This window comes from Massilia sp. UMI-21 (assembly GCA_015277795.1).
Lineage (GTDB): Bacteria > Pseudomonadota > Gammaproteobacteria > Burkholderiales > Burkholderiaceae_D > Telluria.
This window is the reverse complement of the sequence record CP063848.1, coordinates 578,565-598,797: the sequence shown is the minus strand read 5'-3', so window position 1 is coordinate 598,797 and position 20,233 is coordinate 578,565. Positions and strand designations below refer to the sequence as shown.

Annotated in this window: 10 protein-coding genes; all 10 read right to left on the bottom strand. The window is 63.7% G+C overall.

Going from position 1 to position 20,233, the window contains the following annotated elements:
* Positions 1-12: 12 nt before the first annotated feature.
* The 10 genes from IM543_02665 to rplJ all read right to left on the bottom strand — a co-directional run bounded on the left by IM543_02665 (position 13) and on the right by rplJ (position 20,165).
* Positions 13-954: a bestrophin family protein gene (locus IM543_02665; GenBank protein QOY94825.1), complete on the bottom strand. Its 942-nt coding sequence runs from the start codon at positions 952-954 to the stop codon at positions 13-15.
* Between the two features lie 132 nt (positions 955-1,086).
* Positions 1,087-1,854, bottom strand: coding sequence for a hypothetical protein (locus IM543_02660; protein QOY94824.1), 768 nt, complete (start codon positions 1,852-1,854; stop codon positions 1,087-1,089).
* 57 nt (positions 1,855-1,911) lie between these two features.
* On the bottom strand, positions 1,912-2,418 hold the full coding sequence (locus IM543_02655) for a superoxide dismutase family protein (GenBank protein QOY96494.1): 507 nt from the start codon (positions 2,416-2,418) through the stop codon (positions 1,912-1,914).
* 129 nt (positions 2,419-2,547) lie between these two features.
* A complete protein-coding gene (locus IM543_02650) occupies positions 2,548-3,537 on the bottom strand; it encodes a hypothetical protein (protein QOY94823.1) in 990 nt (329 codons plus the stop codon).
* An 80-nt stretch (positions 3,538-3,617) separates the two neighbouring features.
* Entirely contained in the window at positions 3,618-6,329 is a 2,712-nt protein-coding gene (locus IM543_02645; GenBank protein ID QOY94822.1) for a GAF domain-containing protein, read from the bottom strand.
* A 248-nt stretch (positions 6,330-6,577) separates the two neighbouring features.
* Positions 6,578-9,526 carry a TonB-dependent receptor gene (locus tag IM543_02640; GenBank protein QOY96493.1) on the bottom strand — a complete coding sequence of 983 codons (2,949 nt, stop codon included), beginning with the start codon at positions 9,524-9,526 and terminating at the stop codon, positions 6,578-6,580.
* Positions 9,527-10,312: 786 nt separating this feature from the next.
* Positions 10,313-14,563 (bottom strand): DNA-directed RNA polymerase subunit beta', encoded by a 4,251-nt coding sequence (gene rpoC, locus IM543_02635; protein ID QOY94821.1) that lies wholly within the window; start codon positions 14,561-14,563, stop codon positions 10,313-10,315.
* A 223-nt stretch (positions 14,564-14,786) separates the two neighbouring features.
* Positions 14,787-18,896, bottom strand: a complete 4,110-nt coding sequence (gene rpoB, locus IM543_02630; GenBank protein ID QOY94820.1) for a DNA-directed RNA polymerase subunit beta — start codon at positions 18,894-18,896, stop codon at positions 14,787-14,789.
* Between the two features lie 297 nt (positions 18,897-19,193).
* Positions 19,194-19,571 carry a 50S ribosomal protein L7/L12 gene (gene rplL / locus IM543_02625; GenBank protein ID QOY94819.1) on the bottom strand — a complete coding sequence of 126 codons (378 nt, stop codon included), beginning with the start codon at positions 19,569-19,571 and terminating at the stop codon, positions 19,194-19,196.
* Positions 19,572-19,640: 69 nt separating this feature from the next.
* Complete coding sequence (gene rplJ / locus IM543_02620; GenBank protein QOY94818.1) at positions 19,641-20,165, bottom strand: 50S ribosomal protein L10; 525 nt, start codon at positions 20,163-20,165, stop codon at positions 19,641-19,643.
* Positions 20,166-20,233 lie beyond the last annotated feature (68 nt).

Below are 20,233 nucleotides of genomic sequence, written 5' to 3'. Positions count from 1 at the left end.
TTTTCGCCGCATCTACATCAGGCAGTAATCGACCGGCGCCAGCGCCGGCGGGATGTCCTCGTCGCCCAGCGCGCTGCGCAGGTCGATCTCGATCGTGCGGCAGATGGCGTCGAGCGGCAGGTCGTTGGCTTCCATGCCGAACGGCTCTTCGAGCTCGTCGCCGAGCGCATCGAGGCCGAAGAAGGTATAGGCCACGATCGCCACCACCACCGGCGTCATGAAGCCGATCGTGTCGACCAGGCCGAAAGGCAGCAAAAAGCAGTACAGGTAGGCGGTGCGGTGCAGCAGCACCGAATACGAGAACGGGATCGGCGTGTTCTTGATGCGCTCGCACGCGGCGGCGGCGGCCGTCATCGCGGTGAGGTTGGCGTCGATGTTGGCGGCCAGGCAGGGATCGATGCGGCCCTCCCGCACGCATTGGCCAAGGTCCTGGCCCATCTTCCGCATCAGGTAATCCGGCTGGTTGTGCTGCCGTGCCATCTGTTCGCGCTCGTCGGACACCAGGTAGCGGGCCAGGGCCGGATCGGCTGGGCGCTGGCGCAGCATGTCGCGCAGGGCGTAGCAGAAGGCGATCGCGCGCAGGGTCATGCGGACCCGCACATCCTCCAGGCCATTGCCGGCCAGGGCCGGCCCGTCGCCATGAATCAGGCCCGTGCACTGGCGCGCCAGGCTGCGGCTGCGCAGCACCAGTTCGCCCCACAGCTTGCGCCCTTCCCAGAAGCGGTCGTAGGCCGAATTGTTGCGGAAACCGAGGAAGACCGCGAGCGGCAGGCCGATCAGGGAGAAGGGGATGGCGGTCACCGTGATCTTCAGGCCGCCCAGGACCCCGTGGGTCCAGGTGACCAGGATGGCGATCGCCACGTTGACGGCGAGCGTGGGCAGGATGCGCGGCAGGACCGAGCCGCGCAGCAGCAGGAACAGCTTGAGGCCGGACGGCCTGTCTCGGATGATCACGATCTTGGCGGCTGGATGAACGATGCCGGCACGCGCCGGCACTCGCCTGGTAGTTAGCTAGTATTTAGCTGGTACTTGGTATGCCCCGAGTTAATCATCAGTATGTTGCCCAGTCAAGTCCGCCTGGCTGCGTCAGTCCAGCCAGGACAGTGCTGGCCAGGGAAACACGCCGTAGCGCGGCAGCGGCGTCCCCTTCGGCTTGCCCTGCCGCCGCGTCCAGCCCATCAGCGCCAGGCCGGCGCCCAGCAGGCCGAAGGTGGCCGGCTCGCTGATCGCGGTGGCCGGCGGCGTCAGCGCCTGCACTTCCTGCTGGCTCAGCGCCGTGTCGTAGATGCGCAGGTAGTCGACGGCGCCGGGATTGGCCTCGCCCGAGTGGGCGCCGTTATTGTCGCGGAAGAAGTAGGCGACGTTGCGACCGAAGTCGGCGATGCCGCCGGCGTCGGCCACGCTCAGCACCAGTTCGCCGTTCTGGTACACCTTGAACATCTGGTTGGCATCGCGGGTGAGGGTGACGCGGCTGTCGATGTTCTCGGTCAGGTAGCCGCCGCTGCCGCTGGCGCCGCTGGCGCCGAACAGGCGAAACGCGTGGCCCTGCACATACAGGCCGTTATCGCCGCTCAGGTTCGTGAAATTGACGATCCGGCCGTAGTTGCCGAAGCGGTCGAAGTGGAAGGCCATGTCGATCGTGTACACGCCGCCCAGTTGCGCATCGAGCTTCAGGCCCTGGTTGGCGCCGAACACGTACCGGTTCTGCACCACGCTGCCGCCGAGGGCGGTCAGCGCGGTGCCGGTTACGGAATCGTTCAGTGAACCGTCCAGCTTGAACTCGTGGATCAGCGCCGCATGGCTGCTGGAGGCCGCGCACAGCAGCGCTGCCGCGATCAGGGAGTGAAATTTCATTTCGTTTTAACCTTCTTTTTGAAATTTTATTTCATCCCTGACCACACAGGGATGGCTTTACTGGATCACGCCGCAGGCGATCCGCGCGCCTCCGCCGCCCAAGGGCGCCGGGTGGTCGGCGTGGTTGTCGCCGCCGGCATGGACCATCAGGGCCTTGCCCTTGACGTCCGCCAGCTTCAGGCGCGGCGCCAGCACCGGATTGGTGGCGGCGCCCTTCTCGTTCACCGTCAGCGCCGGCAGGTCGCCGAGGTGGCCTTCGCCCCAGGGCAGCCCGTGCTTGCCGGTCTTGGCCGGGTCGAGGTGGCCGCCGGCGGCGCCCGCAGGGACGGTCTTGCCGTCTTTCTGGTTCGGTCCGCAGCTGCCGTTCTCGTGCACGTGGAAGCCGTGCAGGCCGGCCGGCAGGCCGTTCAGGGCCGGGGTGAACACGAGGCCGTAGCGGGTTTCGCTGATGGTGACGGTGCCGGCATCGGCGCCCTCCCCCTTCTCGGTCGCCATTTTCATGGTGACCTTCATGTCGGCAGCATTGGCAAGGGCGCAGGTGGCGCCCAGCAGGACAGCGCCCATCCATCGAATGTTCATGGCAAAACCTCCTTCGCGATCCGGTTGAGATAATAGAAAACCAGGCAAGTGTATTCCATCCCCCCGGATGGGGGGTGTTCCGTAAGCGCGGCGGGGATGCGGCCGCTGCCGGCGCTACATGCGCGAGATGACGGGACGCAGGATGCCCAGGAGCCCCGCTTCCGAGGTGCAGCCGAACTTCTCGTAGACGGCCTTCACGCAGTCGCGCAGCACGGCGTCGCTGACGTCCATGCGGCTCCTGGCCGCTTCGCGTCCGCCGCCCAGTCCCATCCAGAACGCCACTTCCATCTGCTGCGGCGACAGCTCGACGCTGCCCAGGGCGCGCCAGATCCGCAGCGGCATCGGGACCACGAACTTCAGGAAGATGCCGACCGTGCGGCTGTGGATCGCGTCGCAGGAACCGGCGCTCATCCACTGGGCGCGCGCTTCCAGCACGCCGCCGGCCAGTTCCAGCGTGCCCGCCGGCAGGCGCCAGGGGTAGCGTTCGCCGTACACCACCGATTCCACCAGGCGCAGGCAGAACGGCGGCAGCGTGCGGCGGTCGAACACCTGCTGCTCCTGCGACGCCAGCTGGTCGAGCAGCGCGCCGGCCGAATCGCTCAGGAACAGGATGTCGCCGTTGGTGGTGGCCAGCAGCATGGCCTCGTCCTCGATCACCCCTTGCAGTCCATTGCCGGCGCTGGCCGCGTTGCGCAGCGCATGGTCGAAGTAGTTGGCGACGCGTCCCAGGTCTTCCTGGTCGTCGGTATCGAAGGGAGGGCCGTCGTCGCGCAGCAGGGTCAGCGTGCCGACCGGGCTCGCGGCCGGACCGAGGCAGGTCTCGAGCACGTGGCGGGCGCGTGCCCGCGCCTCGCCCGGGGCCACGCCAAAGTCCTTCGCGTCACCATAGAAGTATCCGTTCGGCGGCGGCAGCACGCCCAGCACGTTCGCCTCGTGCATGTCTTGCGGCGCGCGTTCGGCGTGCAGGAACAGTTGGGACGCGCTGTTGGGGATCAGCTCGCGCACCAGTTCCAGCGCATCGGGGATGAGGGTCATCAGGTGCAGGCCGCCGGAACACAGGATTCGCAGGCGCGCCCACTGGCGGCTGTTTTTTTTACGGGACACGGGGGGACGGATGATGTCGGGAGTTTAACAATATTGCTGATTAGTAGCAATAAAGTCAAGACAACAAAGCCCGCTCCCGATCAGCTGACATCGGCGACAGTCGCGCTATCCGGTTCCTGCGCCACCGCGGGCGGCGTCGCGGCCTCGGCCGGCCGGCACTGCGGCAGCCGGGCCAGGATGTCGGCCAGCGCCCGGAACTCCACCGGCTTTACCAGGTGGTGGTCGAAGCCGGCCTGCTTCGACAAATCGCGGTCGCGCGCCTGGCCGTAGCCGGTGAGCGCGATGAAACTGGCCTGCGGATGGTCGCGGCGCAGGCGGCGCGCGAGTTCGTAGCCGGTCATGTCGGGCAGGCCGATGTCGAGGATGAAGGCATGGGTGCCGGCGATCTCGCCGGCGGCGAGCGTGCGCATGGCGCCGTCGAACACGTGCACGGTATGCCCCTGCTCGCGCAGCAGCACCGCCAGCGACTGGGCCGCATCGACGTTGTCGTCGACGATGGTGAGCGCGCACGGCGCCACCGGCTGCGCGCGTTCCGGCAAGCGCCCCGGCGCGGCCATGCCGCCCTGGCCGGCGATCTCGCCGGCCAGGGGAAGCAGCACCGATACCGACGAGCCGAGGTTGGGCCCGTCGCTGTGCGCCTCGACCTGGCCACCGTGCATCTGGACGATGGTCTTGACCAGCGCCAGGCCGATCCCGAGGCCGCCCTGCGAACGGTCGGGGGTGCGCTCGGCCTGGGTGAACAGGTCGAACACGTGCGGCAGCAGCCTGGCGTCGATGCCGGTGCCGTTGTCGATGACGGTCATGCGCGCCTGCTCAGGGCCGGCCTCCAGGCGCAGCACGATCCGGCCGCCCGGCGGCGTATACTTGGCCGCGTTGTTCAGCAGGTTGACCAGCACCTGCACCAGGCGCGTGCGGTCGCCCGCCACCAGGACCGGCCGCCCCGGCGCTTCCACCGCCAGCGCATGGTTCCTGGCCTCGATGTGCGGGCGCGCCTGCTCGACGGCGGAGCGCAGCACGGCGTTCAGCTCGAGCGTGTCGGTCTCGAGCTTGACCAGGCCGCGCGTGACGCGCGAGACGTCCAGCAGGTCGTCCACCAGTTCGGTCATGTGGCGCACCTGGCGCGCGATGATGTTGCCGGCCTTGAGACGCAGGCTCTCGTCCACGGTGGGCATGCGCAGCAATTGCGCCGCATTGGTGATCGGCGCCAGCGGGTTGCGCAGCTCGTGCGCCAGCATGGCCAGGAACTCGTCCTTCATCTTGCTGTGGCGCTCGGCCTCGGCGCGCGCGGCGCGCTCGCTGGCCAGGATGCCTTCGCGCTCGCTGGCCGCGCGCTGCGCCAGCTCGTACAGGCGCGCGTTGTCGATCGCCACCGCGGCCTGCGCCACGAAGCCGCTGATCAGCTGCTCGGTGCGTTCGTCGAACATCTTCGCCTGCGAGTGGCCGAAGAACAGCCCGCCCAGCACCTCGCCGGAGCGCGAGCTGACCGAGACCGCCAGGTAGCTGCGCACCGGCAGGTGGCCCTTGGGCATGCCGTGGTGCGGCCCCATCCTGCCGTAGCGCGGATCCTTGGTGATGTCGTCGCTGCGCACCGGCGGGCCGCCCTCGAAGGTGGGGCTGAAGATGGCGGTGGGACGCGGATGGCCGAAGTTCTCGAAGGCTTCCCGCGGCGCGCCGCTGAGGGTGTACAGCAGGTAGGCGTCGCCGTTGGCGTCCTTGCCGTTGTAGAAGAAGGCGCCGAACTCGGCCCCGGTCAGTTCGGTGGCGGCGTCGGTGACCGACTGCAGCAGCGTGTCGATGTCGAGGGTGGAAGCGAGCACGCTGCCGGCGCGGTTGAGCAGTTCGAGGATGCGCGTTTCCTCGCGCAGCGCCTCTTCGGCGCGGATGCGGCGCAGCGCTTCCCAGGTGCGGCGCGCCAGGTCTTCGGCCAGGGTGCGCTCGTCGTCGGTCCAGCGGTAGGGATGGTCCTTGTACAGGAAGCCGGCGCCGTGCAGGCGGTCGCCATCCTTCAGGGGGATGACCACCACCGAATGGATGCCGAGCATCACGCAGGGCTTGGCGACGGCCGCGCATTCGGGGTCGCTCGATACGTCGTTGATGCAGATGGTGGCGCCGGCGCGCAGCTGGTCGAGCTGCGCGGGCGACAGCATGTCGATCGGCAGCGTACCCTGCGCGCCGCCGGTCTCGACGCCGTCCTTCCACTCTTCCTTCACCGTGAAGGTGCGCTTCTGCTCGTCGAGCTCGACGTAGGCGACGTTCGAGTTGGCGAAATATTCGCTGGCGAGGCCGATGGTGGCCTTGAGCATCGGCCCGAAGGCGGTTTCGCGGCGCAGGGTGTCGGCCAGCTTGACCTGGTAGGCCCGCCGGCGTTCGCCCAGCACCGCCTTGGTGATTTCGGCGAAGGTCACCAGCACGCCCTCGACCCGGCCGGACTCGCCGTAGATCGGGCTGTGCGAGTCGCTGAAATAGCAGGTCTCGTAGTAGCCGTAGCGGTTGATGGTCAGCGGCAGCGCGTCGGAACCGAGCGAACGGCCCCGGCGTACCTGCTCCCACATCGGGCCGATGCTGGACCAGACCTCGGCCCAGGTGACGCGCGAATCGTTGCCGAGCGCATTCACCCGCTTGTCGCCGAGGATCGGAACATAGGCGTCGTTGTAGAACTGGACGTGGGCATCGCCCCATGCCAGGTAGGCCGGCAGACGCAGGTCGAGCACGGTGCGCACCGCGCTTTTCAGGCTCTGCGGCCAGCCGGCGACCGGACCGACGGCGGTGGCCTCCCAGGGAAAGGCGCGCATTTGTCGCTCCATCTCCGTCATGGGGGCGGAGGCGCTGGAGGCGTCCGGCGTCGCGTCAAATGGCCAAGGCATATTGCTCAGTGGGCAGAAATGTGAAAAGTCCAATAACTCAGCAGTGGATCATAGCAGTCATCGCGGGCGACGGGCGTACGGATGAGTTAACTGAGCAACATAGCGGCGTGGACGAAAAAAAACCGGCCCCTTGCGGGGCCGGTTTCAGGTGCTGCGTTGCGCTGAAGCTCGCCCGATTAGAACGAGTAGCGTGCGCCGACGTACAGGCGGCGCGGGTCGAGGAAGGTGTTCGACTGGCCGAACTTGTACTTGCCGGTCGAGTTGACCAGGGCCTGGGCCGCGGTACCCGACTGCTTGTCCAGCACGTTGAACAGGTCGAGGAAGAGTTCGACCTTCTGGCTGCCGGCCAGCTTGTAGGTGTACTTCAGGCGCATGTCCAAGGTGTAGTACGACGGGCCGGTCTGGCTGCCGATCGAACCCGCCTTGATCCAGGTATCGGTCACGCCGCCAAACACGTACTCGTCGTCCATCTCCGGCAGGTAGCGTCCGGACACCAGCTGCGAACGGGTGTACAGCAGACCGCTGTTCCAGTTGAACACGCCGCTCAGCTCGAGGCCGTTGTCGAAGTAGTAGGTGCCGTAGCCCTTGAACTGGTGTTTGATGTTGCCAGGCTGCGGGCCATAGGCATTCGGCGCACGCGGATCCAGCGCGACCCAGTCGCCCTGGAAGTCGGCATTACTATCCGAGTTGGTGTTGCCCTTGGCTTCGTTCCAGGTGTACGACACCGAACCCATCCAGTTGTTGCGCTTGGCCTTGGTCAGGCTGACCTCGACGCCCTGGTAGTCGCGCTTGCCGCCAGCCAGCGTGCCCAGCACGTAGTTCGAGTTCGGCTTCGACGAGTAACCGAAGTACGAATACGGCAGGTAGAACGGGGAGCCCGGACCGGCATGGCTTGCCACGGTGTTGTCCGGATCCGAGTACAGCGCCAGGTCGTAGTCTTCCAGGATGTCGCGGGTACGGCGCTTGGTGTAGGCGATCGACGCAGTCCAGTCGCGGCCGATGTTGGTCGCGTAGCCGAGCATGAACTCGTCGGTGTACGGCGTCTTGGTGGTCGGCGCGAACACGGCATCCGGCTGCTTCTCGCCGCCGCGGGTGCGGAAGGTCAGCCAGCGGTCGCCCACGTAAACCTGCTCTTCCAGCACCGGACCGGTCAGGTTGCCGGCGAAGTCGGACATGTTGGTGCGGATCGGGTCATAGTAACGGCCCAGGAAGCCCCAGATCTTGCTGCGGCCGTCGCCGGTCGGGTCATACACGACGTTCAGGCGCGGCGCGAGTTTCCACTCGAACTTGGCCGACTCGTTGCCCTTCGAATCCTTGTGGGTCCACTCTTCCGCACGCACGCCGACGCCGATGGTCAGGTCGCCCTTGGTCCAGGTATCCTGCAGGTAGGCAGCCTTGCCGGTCGCTTCCACAGTGTATGGCGAGGCTTGCGCTTCGCGGATGCGGTACAGGTTGACCTGGCCGCCCGGGTTGCCGGTGGTGCTGCCGAACTGCAGCGCGCGGATTTCCGCATCGGTGAGCGCGCCGTCGCGGTTGCTGTCGAGCAGGTTGTAGAAATAGGCGCGGTCGCCGGCCGCGGCGCCGTTGATTGCGCTGATGATACGCGGGACGTCGCCGGCGACGACCGGACGGCTGGTCCAGCCAGAGGCGACGGCGTCGGTGAACGAGACCTTGCCCTGGGCGACGTTCATCGAGGTGTACAGCGCCTTTTCCGCACCCGCATAGCGCGAGTCTTCGAAGTACTCGTTCTTCGAGGTCAGGAAGCCGCCCTTGATGGTGTGGGTGCCCGAGTTGGCGGTCTCCCAGAAGTATTCGGCGTTCAGGCCGATTTCATCGCGGTTGCGCTCCGAGATGAAGTCGGTGCCGTTGCCGCCCAGCTGCACCTGGGACAGCGACGGCGATGGCGGCGGACGGAAGGTGATGGTGTTGCGGATCGCGTCGCTGGCTGCGAAATCCGACAATTCGCCTTCGTGGCGGAACGCGTACGCGGTCACGCGCAGGTTCTCCATGTCGCGCGAGTACTGGAGGTTGTAGTTGTTGCCGCCCTGCTTGCGACGGGTGTCGCGGTTGTTCAGGGTGGTCGCGGTGGTGGTGCCGGTGGTCTCGGTCGGGTCATTGAAGAACGAAGCCACCAGGCGGTCGTTCTCGGTCGCCTGCCAGGTCATCTTGAAGAAGCCCAGGCGGTCGTCGCGGTTGACGGTACGCATGAATTCGCCGGTGTCGGAGTTGACCACATCGGTTTCACGGGCCTTCTTCTGGTACGAACCGAAGAACCACAGCTTGTCCTTGATGATCGGACCGCCCAGGGTCACTGCCGCGTCGTAGGTCGAGAAGCCCGACGAGGTGGTGTTCTTGTAGTCGGCGACCAGGTTGTCGTTCTGGAAGTAGTAGTTGACCGAGCCGTGGTACTCGTTGCTACCCGACTTGGTGATCACTTTCGAGACCAGGCCCGAACCACCTGCGTATTCGGCCGGGATGCCGCCGGTCAGGATCTGCTGTTCCTGGATGATTTCCGAGTTGATGTTCGAACCAAAGGTACCGGTGCTCGGGTCGGTCACGTCGACGCCGTCCAGGATGTAGACGTTGTCCGACGAGGAGCCGGTGGCGCCGCCGATGTCCGAATAGTTCACGCCCGATTTCGACGCCGGGTTGCCGCCCGACGAAGGCTTGACGCCCGGAACCAGCTGCAGGTAGCTCTGGTAGTTACGGCCGGTCGGCAGCGATTCCACCACGCCCAGGTTCAGCACGGTGCCGACAGTAGCCGAGGTGGTGTCGACGCGCACCAGGCGCGAACCGGTCACGACCACTTGCTGGGCGCCCGGCGCGGCAGCATCGCCGCCGATCGAGTAGGTCAGGCTCGGGTTCTGGTTGGATACAACCGCGACGTCGGTGGCGGTATAGGCCGTGTAGCCCGGGGCCAGCACTTCGATCTTGTAGTCGGTTGCCGGATCCAGACCGGCGACGCGGACGGTACCGTCTGCCTCGGTGACAGCCGTCTTGGTGACCAAGCTGCTTGGCGAGCTGATGCGCACGGTGGCGCCGGCGACAGGCTTGCCGCCGTTACCGGTGATGGCAATACGCAGGCCACCGGTTTCTGCCGCCAGGGCAGCGCCCATGAAGCACATGCCGATTGCCACGGAAATGGCGGAACGGCGCAGCATGGTCGCTTTGGACTGTGGTTTTACTGTATGCAACATAAATCTCCCGATTAAATCTAATAATGAATTTTTATAAATCAGAGCAGTGCAACATCAAGACAGCGGTACGTCGGCTGGATTAGCTAACGGACAAGTATTCCAGACAGATGAAAGTTCACCTCTTCTCACATTTGAATCAGTCAAAGTTCAGTAATTCTGACCGTTTTGTCAGGAAAACTTGGCTAACATAAGAACATTCCGAACAGCATTGTGTCAATCGCAAGATTTCCCTGGAGTAGCATGCATACAACACACAGGAACGGGGTTTGCAGTTAGGGAAATGCACTGCTGCTCATGCGTGGCAGGTAGCGATGGCCGGGTGCGCGTCCATCGAAGCAAGCCCCGGGGAGGAAGACGACATCGATCGGCTAACATCCGTGCCTTCCACCATGGTTTCAGCGAACGTAATTTTCCCAAACCCGTGTGTGACGGGCCGAATCTGCAGGATGCAATGATCGTATGGACGGAAGAGTAGGATGGTCCTTTTGAGGTGCACGCAAGGTGGCAAGCTGGCCTGCCGCGCGAAAAAAACAGCACCCCGCAGGGTGCCGCTCTCACCTTTAGCGTAGTGGCGTGGACGATTACTCGTCGTTGTCATGATGTCGTTTGACCGAAGCCGCAGCATTGTGCTGATCTTCCATCGCCTCCGGTTCAGGAAAAAAAAACGGCACCCCTTCGGGTGCCGTTCTCATTTGCAGCTAGCAGCTACAACGATTACTCGTCGTCACCATGATGCTGTTCGACCGAGGCCGCAGCATTCTGCTGGTCTTCCATCGCCTGCAGTTCGGCAGCCATGTTGGCCTTCTCCTGCTGCAGCAGTGCCTGGCGCTCTTCCGCCTCCCACACTTCCTTCTCCTTGCGGGCGCGGTGGAATGCCAGGCCGGTACCGCCAGGGATCAGGCGGCCGACGATGACGTTTTCCTTCAGGCCGCGCAGACCGTCGCGCTTGCCCATGATCGCCGCTTCGGTCAGGACGCGGGTGGTTTCCTGGAACGATGCGGCCGAGATGAACGAGTCGGTCGACAGCGATGCTTTGGTAATACCCAGCAGCACGTTTTCGTAGGTTGCCGGCAGTTTGCCAGCAGCCGTGACCTTGTCGTTCTCTTCCAGCAGCTCCGAACGCTCCACCTGCTCGCCGACGATGTAGTCGGTGTCGCCGGCTTCGACGATCTGCACACGACGCAGCATCTGGCGAACGATCACCTCGATGTGCTTGTCGTTGATCTTCACGCCCTGCAGACGGTACACGTCCTGCACTTCGTCCACGATGTAGCGGGCCAGCGCTTCGATACCCAGCAGGCGCAGGATGTCCTGCGGGTCGGCCGGACCGTCGACGATCATCTCGCCCTTGTTCACGACTTGACCATCGTGGACCAGCACCTGCTTGTCCTTGGTGATCAGGAACTCGTGCTTGTTGCCGTCCATGTCGGTGATTTCCAGGCGCTGCTTGCCCTTGGTCTCTTTACCGAACGCCACGGTACCGGTGACTTCCGCCAGCATGCCGGCGTCTTTCGGCGAACGTGCTTCGAACAGTTCGGCAACGCGCGGCAGACCACCGGTAATGTCGCGGGTCTTCTGCGATTCGGTCGGGATACGTGCCAGCACTTCACCCACGGTTGCCTGCTGGCCGTCCTTGACCATGATCAGCGCGCCGACCTGGAAACCGATCGCCACGGCGTGCTCGGTGCCGGCGATCTTGACTTCCTGGCCTTCTTCGTTCAGCAGCTTGACCTGCGGACGCAGGACCTTGCCCGAACCGCGGCGCTTCGGATCGATCGCGACCAGGGTCGACAGGCCGGTCACTTCGTCGACCTGGCGAGCGACGGTGACGCCCTCTTCCACGTTTTCGAACTTGATGGTACCTGCGTACTCGGTAATGATCGGACGGGTCAGCGGATCCCAGGTCGCCAGGGCGGTGCCGGCTTTCACCAGCTGGCCATCCTTGACGATCAGGGTCGCGCCGTACGGCACCTTGTGGCGCTCGCGCTCACGGCCGTGGTCGTCGGTGATCAGGACTTCGCCCGAACGCGAGATGACGATCTGCGCGCCCTTGCCGTTGGTCACGTAACGCATGGTCGCGGTGAAGCGAACCGTGCCGTTCGACTTGGCTTCGACCGACGATGCCACTGCCGCACGCGACGCCGCACCACCGATGTGGAAGGTACGCATGGTCAGCTGGGTACCCGGCTCACCGATCGACTGTGCCGCCACGACGCCGACTGCTTCGCCGCTGTTGACCAGCATGCCGCGACCCAGGTCACGGCCGTAGCACATTGCGCACAGGCCGAAGCGGGTGTCGCAGTTCAGCGGGGTGCGGACCTTCACTTCGTCGATGCCGAGACGTTCGATCTCTTCGACCATGTCTTCGTCCAGCAGGGTGCCGGCTTCGAACACGGTTTCCTGGGTTTCCGGATTGACGACATCGTTGCCGGTCACGCGGCCGAGGATACGGTCGCGCAGCGGCTCGATGACTTCACCACCTTCGACCATCGCCTTCATGTGCGTGCCGTTGTTGGTGCCGCAATCGTCCTCGGTCACGACCAGATCCTGGGTCACGTCGACCAGGCGGCGGGTCAGGTAACCCGAGTTCGCGGTCTTCAGTGCCGTATCCGCCAGACCCTTACGGGCGCCGTGGGTCGAGATGAAGTACTGCAGAACGTTCAGGCCTTCGCGGAAGTTCGCGGTAATCGGCGTTTCGATAATCGAACCGTCCGGCTTGGCCATCAGGCCTCGCATACCGGCCAGCTGGCGGATCTGGGCTGCCGAACCACGGGCGCCCGAGTCGGCCATCATGTAAATCGCGTTGAACGATTCCTGGGTGCCTTCGGTGCCGTCACGCTTGGTGACCGGCTCCACTTTCAGCTGGTCCATCATCGCCTTGCCGACTTCGTCCGAGGTCTTGCCCCAGATGTCGACCACCTTGTTGTAACGCTCGCCGGCGGTGACCAGACCCGAGGCGTACTGCTGCTCGATCTGCTTCACTTCGGCTTCGGCGGTGGCGATCATGCCCTTCTTGACGTCCGGGATCAGCATGTCGTCGACCGCGATCGAGATGCCGGCGCGGGTCGCCAGGCGGAAGCCCGACTGCATCAGCTTGTCCGCGAAGACGACGGTCGCACGCAGGCCGCACTTGCGGAACGACGTGTTGATCAGCTTCGAGATTTCCTTCTTCTTCAGCGCGCGGTTCAGCACCGAGAACGGCAGGCCTTTCGGCAGGATCTCGGACAGGATCGCACGGCCGACGGTGGTCTCGTAGCGGGTGACGGTGCGCTCGAACTCGTCGCCGCCGGCCACGCGTGGGTATTCCACGATACGCACGGTGATGCGGGTCGCCAGTTCGACTTCCTTGTTGTCGTACGCGCGGATGACTTCCGACACGTCCGGGAACAGCATGCCTTCGCCCTTGGCGTTGATCGCTTCGCGGGTCGCGTAGTACAGACCCAGCACGATATCCTGCGACGGCACGATCGACGGCTCGCCGTTCGACGGGAACAGGATGTTGTTCGATGCCAGCATCAGGGTGCGCGCTTCCATCTGCGCTTCGATCGACAGCGGCACGTGGACTGCCATCTGGTCACCGTCGAAGTCGGCGTTGAACGCCGCGCAGACCAGCGGGTGCAGCTGGATGGCCTTGCCTTCGATCAGGACCGGCTCGAACGCCTGGATACCGAGACGGTGCAGGGTCGGCGCACGGTTCAGCATGACCGGGTGCTCTTTGATGACCTCTTCCAGGATGTCCCAGACCACCGGTTCCTGGATTTCGACCAGCTTCTTGGCTGCCTTGATGGTGGTCGCGAGACCCATCAGTTCGAGCTTGTTGAAGATGAACGGCTTGAACAGTTCCAGGGCCATCAGCTTCGGCAGGCCGCACTGGTGCAGTTTGAGCTGCGGACCGACCACGATGACCGAACGGCCCGAGTAGTCGACGCGCTTGCCCAGCAGGTTCTGACGGAAACGGCCGCCCTTACCCTTGATCATTTCAGCCAGCGACTTCAGCGGACGCTTGTTGGCGCCGGTCATCGCTTTGCCGCGACGGCCGTTGTCCAGCAGCGAGTCCACTGCTTCCTGCAGCATGCGCTTTTCGTTACGCGTAATGATTTCCGGCGCGCGCAGTTCCATCAGGCGCTTCAGGCGGTTATTACGGTTGATGACGCGGCGGTACAGGTCGTTCAGGTCGGAGGTGGCGAAACGGCCGCCATCCAGCGGGACGAGCGGACGCAGCTCCGGCGGCAGGACCGGGAGCACTTCCATGATCATCCACTCGGGCTTGATGCCCGAGCGCTGGAACGCCTCGAGCACCTTCAGGCGCTTGGCGTATTTCTTGATCTTGGCTTCGGACTTCGATTCCTTCAGCTCCACGCGCAGGGCTTCGGCATCGCGGTGGATGTCGATCGAGCGCAGCAGCTCACGGATGCCTTCGGCGCCCATGAATGCGGTGAAGTCGTCGCCGTACTCTTCGTACTTGGCGGCGTAGTCGTCTTCCGACATGATCTGGCACTTCTTCAGCGGGGTCATGCCCGGATCGGTCACGACGTATGCTTCGAAGTACAGCACGCGTTCGATGTCGCGCAGGGTCATGTCCAGGACCATGCCCAGACGCGACGGCAGCGACTTCAGGAACCAGATGTGGGCGGTCGGCGAGGCCAGCTCGATGTGGCCCATGCGCTCACGGCGCACCTTGGCCAGCGTGACTTCGACGCCGCACTTCTCGCAGATGACGCCGCGGTGCTTCAGGCGCTTGTACTTGCCGCACAGGCATTCGTAGTCCTTGATCGGGCCAAAGATCTTGGCGCAGAACAGACCGTCGCGCTCAGGCTTGAAGGTGCGGTAGTTGATGGTTTCCGGCTTCTTGACTTCGCCGAACGACCAGGAACGGATTTTTTCAGGCGAGGCGAGGCCGATCTTGATGGCGTCGAAACTCTCGTTCGTCTGAACTTGCTTGAATAGATCGAGCAGTGCTTTCATGTATCACTCCAGGTGATTGAATTCTTTACTGAGTACTACTGCCGCCGCTTCTCACCGATTTTCGCCGGTGCTTGCTGAACCGTATCCCTTGAAAGCGTCATCCCGGCGCAGGCCGGGATCCAGTTTCTACGGCTGTTTCACCGTAGTGGGCCCCGGCCTGCGCCGGGGCGACGACTTCGCAGTCGCGGACCAGCCCGAAGGCTGGCGGCCATGCTGGCCCTGCTTAGTTGCGCTCGAGATCGATGTCGATACCCAGCGAACGGATTTCCTTCACCAGCACGTTGAACGATTCCGGCATGCCGGCATCGATCACGTGGTCGCCCTTGACCAGGTTCTCGTAGACCTTGGTACGGCCGTTCACGTCGTCCGACTTCACGGTCAGCATTTCCTGCAGCACGTAGGACGCACCGTAGGCTTCCAGTGCCCACACCTCCATCTCACCGAAGCGCTGGCCACCGAACTGGGCTTTACCACCCAGCGGCTGCTGCGTCACCAGCGAGTACGGGCCGGTCGAACGGGCGTGCATCTTGTCGTCGACCAGGTGGTGCAGCTTGAGCATGTGCATGAAGCCGACGGTGACCTTGCGCTCGAACGCTTCGCCGGTACGGCCGTCGAACATGGCGACCTGGTTCTTCGACGGCGTCATGCCCAGGTGGGCAGCGATGTCGTCCGGGAACGCCAGGTCCAGCATGCGGCGGATGTCGTCTTCGTGGGCGCCGTCGAACACCGGGGTCGCGAACGGAACGCCGTTCTTGAGGTTGTGCGCCAGGCTCAGGATTTCTTCATCGCTGAAGCTGTCCAGGTCTTCCTTGCGACCGGTTTCGTTGTAGATCTTGCCCAGGAACACGCGCAGGTCTTGTGCCTTCGCTTGCGCCGCCAGCATCTCGCCGATGCGCCAGCCCAGACCCTTGGCCGCCCAACCGAGGTGGGTTTCCAGGATCTGACCGACGTTCATACGCGACGGAACGCCCAGCGGGTTCAGCACGACGTCGGCCGGACGGCCATCCGCCATGAACGGCATGTCTTCCACCGGCACGATACGCGAGACCACACCCTTGTTACCGTGGCGGCCCGCCATCTTGTCGCCCGACTGCAGGCGGCGCTTGACGGCCAGGTAGACCTTGACCATCTTCTGCACGCCAGGCTGCAGCTCGTCGCCTTGCGTCAGCTTCTTGCGCTTCTCTTCGAAGGCCAGGTCGAACTGGTGGCGCTTCTCGTTGATCGATTCCTTGATCGCTTCGAGTGCGTTGGCGGTGTCGTCGTCGGCCGGGCGGATGTCGAACCAGTGGAACTTGTCCAGGTCCGCCAGGTACTCGGCGGTGATCGCGGCACCCTTGGCCAGCTTCTTCGGACCGCCGTTGACGATCTTACCGATCAGCATGCGCTCCAGACGCTGGAAGGCGTCGCCTTCCACGATACGCATCTGGTCGTTCAGGTCCAGGCGGTAGCGCTTGAGCTCGTCGTCGATGATCTGCTGGGCGCGCTTGTCGCGCTGGATGCCTTCGCGGGTGAACACCTGCACGTCGATGACGGTGCCGACCATGCCCGAAGGCACGCGCAGCGAGGTGTCTTTCACGTCGGACGCTTTTTCGCCGAAGATCGCGCGCAGCAGCTTTTCTTCCGGGGTCAGCTGGGTCTCGCCTTTCGGGGTGACCTTACCGACCAGCACGTCGCCGGCTTGCACTTCGGCGCCGATGTACACGATGCCCGATTCGTCCAGGCGCGCCAGCTGGTTTTCGGCCAGGTTCGAGATGTCGCGGGTGATTTCTTCCGCGCCCAGCTTGGTGTCACGGGCGACCACCGACAGTTCCTCGATGTGGATCGAGGTGTAGCGGTCGTCCTTGACCACGTTTTCCGAGATCAGGATCGAGTCTTCGAAGTTCAGGCCGTTCCACGGCATGAAGGCCACCAGCATGTTCTGGCCCAGAGCCAGTTCGCCCAGGTCGGTCGAGGCGCCGTCGGCGATGACGTCGCCGCGTGCCACGCGATCGCCCACTTGCACGATCGGACGCTGGTTGATGTTGGTGTTCTGGTTCGAACGGGTGTACTTGATCAGGTTGTAGATGTCCACGCCGACTTCGCCGGCTTGCGCCTCGTCGTCGTTCACGCGAATCACCACACGGCCGGCGTCGATGTAGTCGACCACGCCGCCGCGCAGGGCCTGCACGGTGGTGCCCGAGTCGACCGCGACGGTGCGCTCGATGCCGGTGCCGACGACGGCTTTTTCCGGACGCAGGCAAGGCACGGCCTGGCGCTGCATGTTGGCGCCCATCAGTGCACGGTTCGCGTCATCGTGCTCGAGGAACGGAATCAGCGACGCTGCGACCGACACGATCTGGCCCGGGGCCACGTCCATGTACTGGATGCGTTCCGGCGAGACCAGGATCGTTTCGCCTGCTTCACGCGCCGACACCAGTTCGTCGACCAGCTGGCCCTGCTCATTGATCGCGGCGTTCGCCTGCGCAATGATGTAGCGGCCTTCTTCGATCGCCGACAGGTATTCGATCTTGTCGGTAACCTTGCTGTCGTCGACCTTGCGGTACGGGGTTTCCAGGAAGCCGTATTCGTTCAGGCGGGCATACAGTGCCAGCGAGTTGATCAGGCCGATGTTCGGGCCTTCAGGCGTTTCGATCGGGCACACGCGGCCGTAGTGGGTCGGGTGCACGTCGCGCACCTCGAAGCCGGCGCGTTCGCGGGTCAGGCCGCCCGGTCCCAGTGCCGAGACGCGGCGCTTGTGGGTGACTTCCGACAGCGGGTTGGTCTGGTCCATGAACTGCGACAGCTGCGACGAACCGAAGAATTCGCGGATCGCGGCCGAGATCGGCTTGCTGTTGATCAGGTCGTGCGGCATCAGGTTGTCCGCTTCGGCCTGGCCGAGGCGTTCCTTGACGGCGCGTTCCACGCGCACCAGGCCGGCACGGAACTGGTTTTCGGCCAGTTCGCCGACGCAACGCACACGGCGGTTACCCAGGTGATCGATGTCGTCGACTTCGCCGCGGCCATTGCGCAGCTCGACCAGGATCTTGATCACGGCCAGGATGTCTTCGTTCGACAGGGTCATGTCGCCCACGAGTTCGTCACGGCCGATGCGGCGGTTGAACTTCATGCGGCCGACAGCCGACAGGTCGTAGCGTTCCGGCATGTAGAACAGGCCGTTGAACAGGGCTTCCACCGACTCTTCGGTCGGCGGTTCGCCAGGACGCATCATGCGGTAGATCGCCACGCGTGCGGCGGTCTGGTCGGCGGTGTCGTCGGTGCGCAGGGTCTGCGAGATGTAGGCGCCCTGGTCCAGGTCGTTGGTGTACAGCGTCTGGATGTCGGTCACGCTGGCGTCGCGCAGCTTGCCCAGCAGTTCTTCGGTCAGCTCGTCGTTGGCGACGGCGATGACTTCGCCGGTGTCCTGGTCGACGATGTTCTTGGCCAGCACGCGGCCCAGCAGGTAGTCTTCCGGCACCGAGATGCTCTTGATGCCGGCGGCTTCGATGTCACGGACGTGCTTGGCGTTGATACGCTTGTCCTTGGTGACGATGGTCTTGCCCGACTTCGGATCGACGATGTCGAAGCGCGCGACTTCGCCGCGCAGGCGTTCGGACACGAACTCCAGCTCGCCGCCTTCCTGGCGCAGGGTGAAATTGTCGAACACGAAGAAGTTCGCCAGGATCTGCTCCGGCGTCATGCCGATGGCCTTCAGCAGGATCGTGACCGGCATCTTGCGGCGGCGGTCGACGCGGAAGAACAGGATGTCCTTCGGATCGAATTCGAAGTCCAGCCACGAGCCGCGGTAAGGAATGATACGGGCCGAGAACAGCAGCTTGCCCGACGAGTGCGTCTTGCCGCGGTCGTGTTCGAAGAACACGCCCGGCGAGCGGTGCAGCTGGGAGACGATGACGCGTTCGGTACCGTTGATGACGAACGAACCGTTCGTGGTCATCAGCGGCAGTTCGCCCATGTACACTTCCTGCTCTTTCATTTCCTTCACGACCGGCTTGGTCGGCGATTCCTTGTCCAGGATCACCAGACGCACCTTGGCGCGCAGCGGCGACGCGAAGGTCAGGCCGCGCTGCTGGCACTCTTTCACGTCAAACGCAGGGTCGCCCAGCACATAGGAGAGGAACTCGAGGCGCGCAAAACCGTTGTGCGACACGATGGGGAAGATGGAGCTGAAGGCGGACTGCAGGCCTTCGTTCTTGCGCACGGAGGAAACGGCGTCCGCTTGCAGGAAATTCTCGTAGGATTCGAGCTGGGTAGCCAGAAGATAAGGAACGTTGTGAACGTTGGCGCGCTTCGCGAACGACTTGCGAATGCGCTTCTTCTCAGTAAATGAGTAGTGCATGGACACTCCGTGAGTGACAGAAAGGATGAGAATTCAGGAATTGCCAGTGGTGGTCGCACCACACGCAAGGCCTGAAGCCTCTGCTTTCCCGCCAAGTGATTAAGACAGCCGTACTGCTGTGTTACGATATTTCCGACGCTGGTGATGCGGGTACTGCTTTGTTGCCTGCCAGCCCTGGGAAGAAACGTTTGCCGCAGGGACGACAAAAGAGCCAAAGCCGCATCCCCTCCCTTTCGGCAGGTTCCGCAAGCTTTGACTCCCGCGCTGGGCGCTTCTTCAGCGCCCAATGCATATGTATTACTTCAGCTCGGCCTTGGCGCCAGCTTCTTCCAGCTTCTTCTTGGCGGCTTCAGCGTCAGCTTTCGGCAGGGCTTCTTTCACGGTCTTCGGTGCGCCGTCGACGACGTCTTTGGCTTCCTTCAGGCCCAGGCCGGTGATTTCGCGGACTGCCTTGATGACGCCGACCTTGTTGGCGCCGACTTCGGTCAGGACCACGTTGAACTCGGTCTGCTCTTCAGCAGCAGCTGCGCCGCCAGCGGCGCCGCCAGCTGCCGGTGCTGCCATTGCAGCTGCCGACACGCCGAACTTCTCTTCGAAAGCCTTGACCAGGTCGTTCAGTTCCATGACCGACATTGCGCCAACTGCGTCCAGGAACTCTTCTTTGCTAATTGCCATTTGAAACTCCAAATATTGTGTGTGTGTAGTACAGGTTTGGTTCTACTTGAACAGAAAGACGCGAAGCGATTACGCTTCGGCGGCTTCCGCTGCCGGAGCAGCGGCGCCTTCGCCTTTTTGTGCTGCGACTGCAGCCAGAACTCGTGCGAAGCCCGACACCGGTGCCTGCATGACGCCCAGCAGCTGGGCGATGAGGACTTCACGGCTCGGGATGCTTGCCAGCGCGGTCACGCCGGCGACATCCAGTGCCTTACCAGCGTAGTTACCAGCTTTCACGACCAGCTTGTCGTTGGTTTTAGCGAAGTCGTTGATGACTTTCGCTGCTGCAACGGCGTCGTCCGAGATCGAGTAGATCAGCGGACCGGTCATGGAATCAGCCAGCGCGGCAAACTGCGTACCCTCAACCGAGCGACGAGCCAGCGTGTTCTTCAGAACACGCAGGTAGACGCCCTGGGCACGTGCGGTTGCACGGAGTTTGGTCAAGTGAGCAACCTGGATGCCACGGTACTCAGCCACGACGATGGTCTGCGCGCTTGCAACTTTCGCGCTTACCTCTTCGACGACGGCCTTTTTGTCATTCAGATTAAGACCCACGGTCAATCTCCTTAAATGATGCGGACAACATGTCTGCATCGGTTCGAACACGGCGTCCGAAGTTAAGA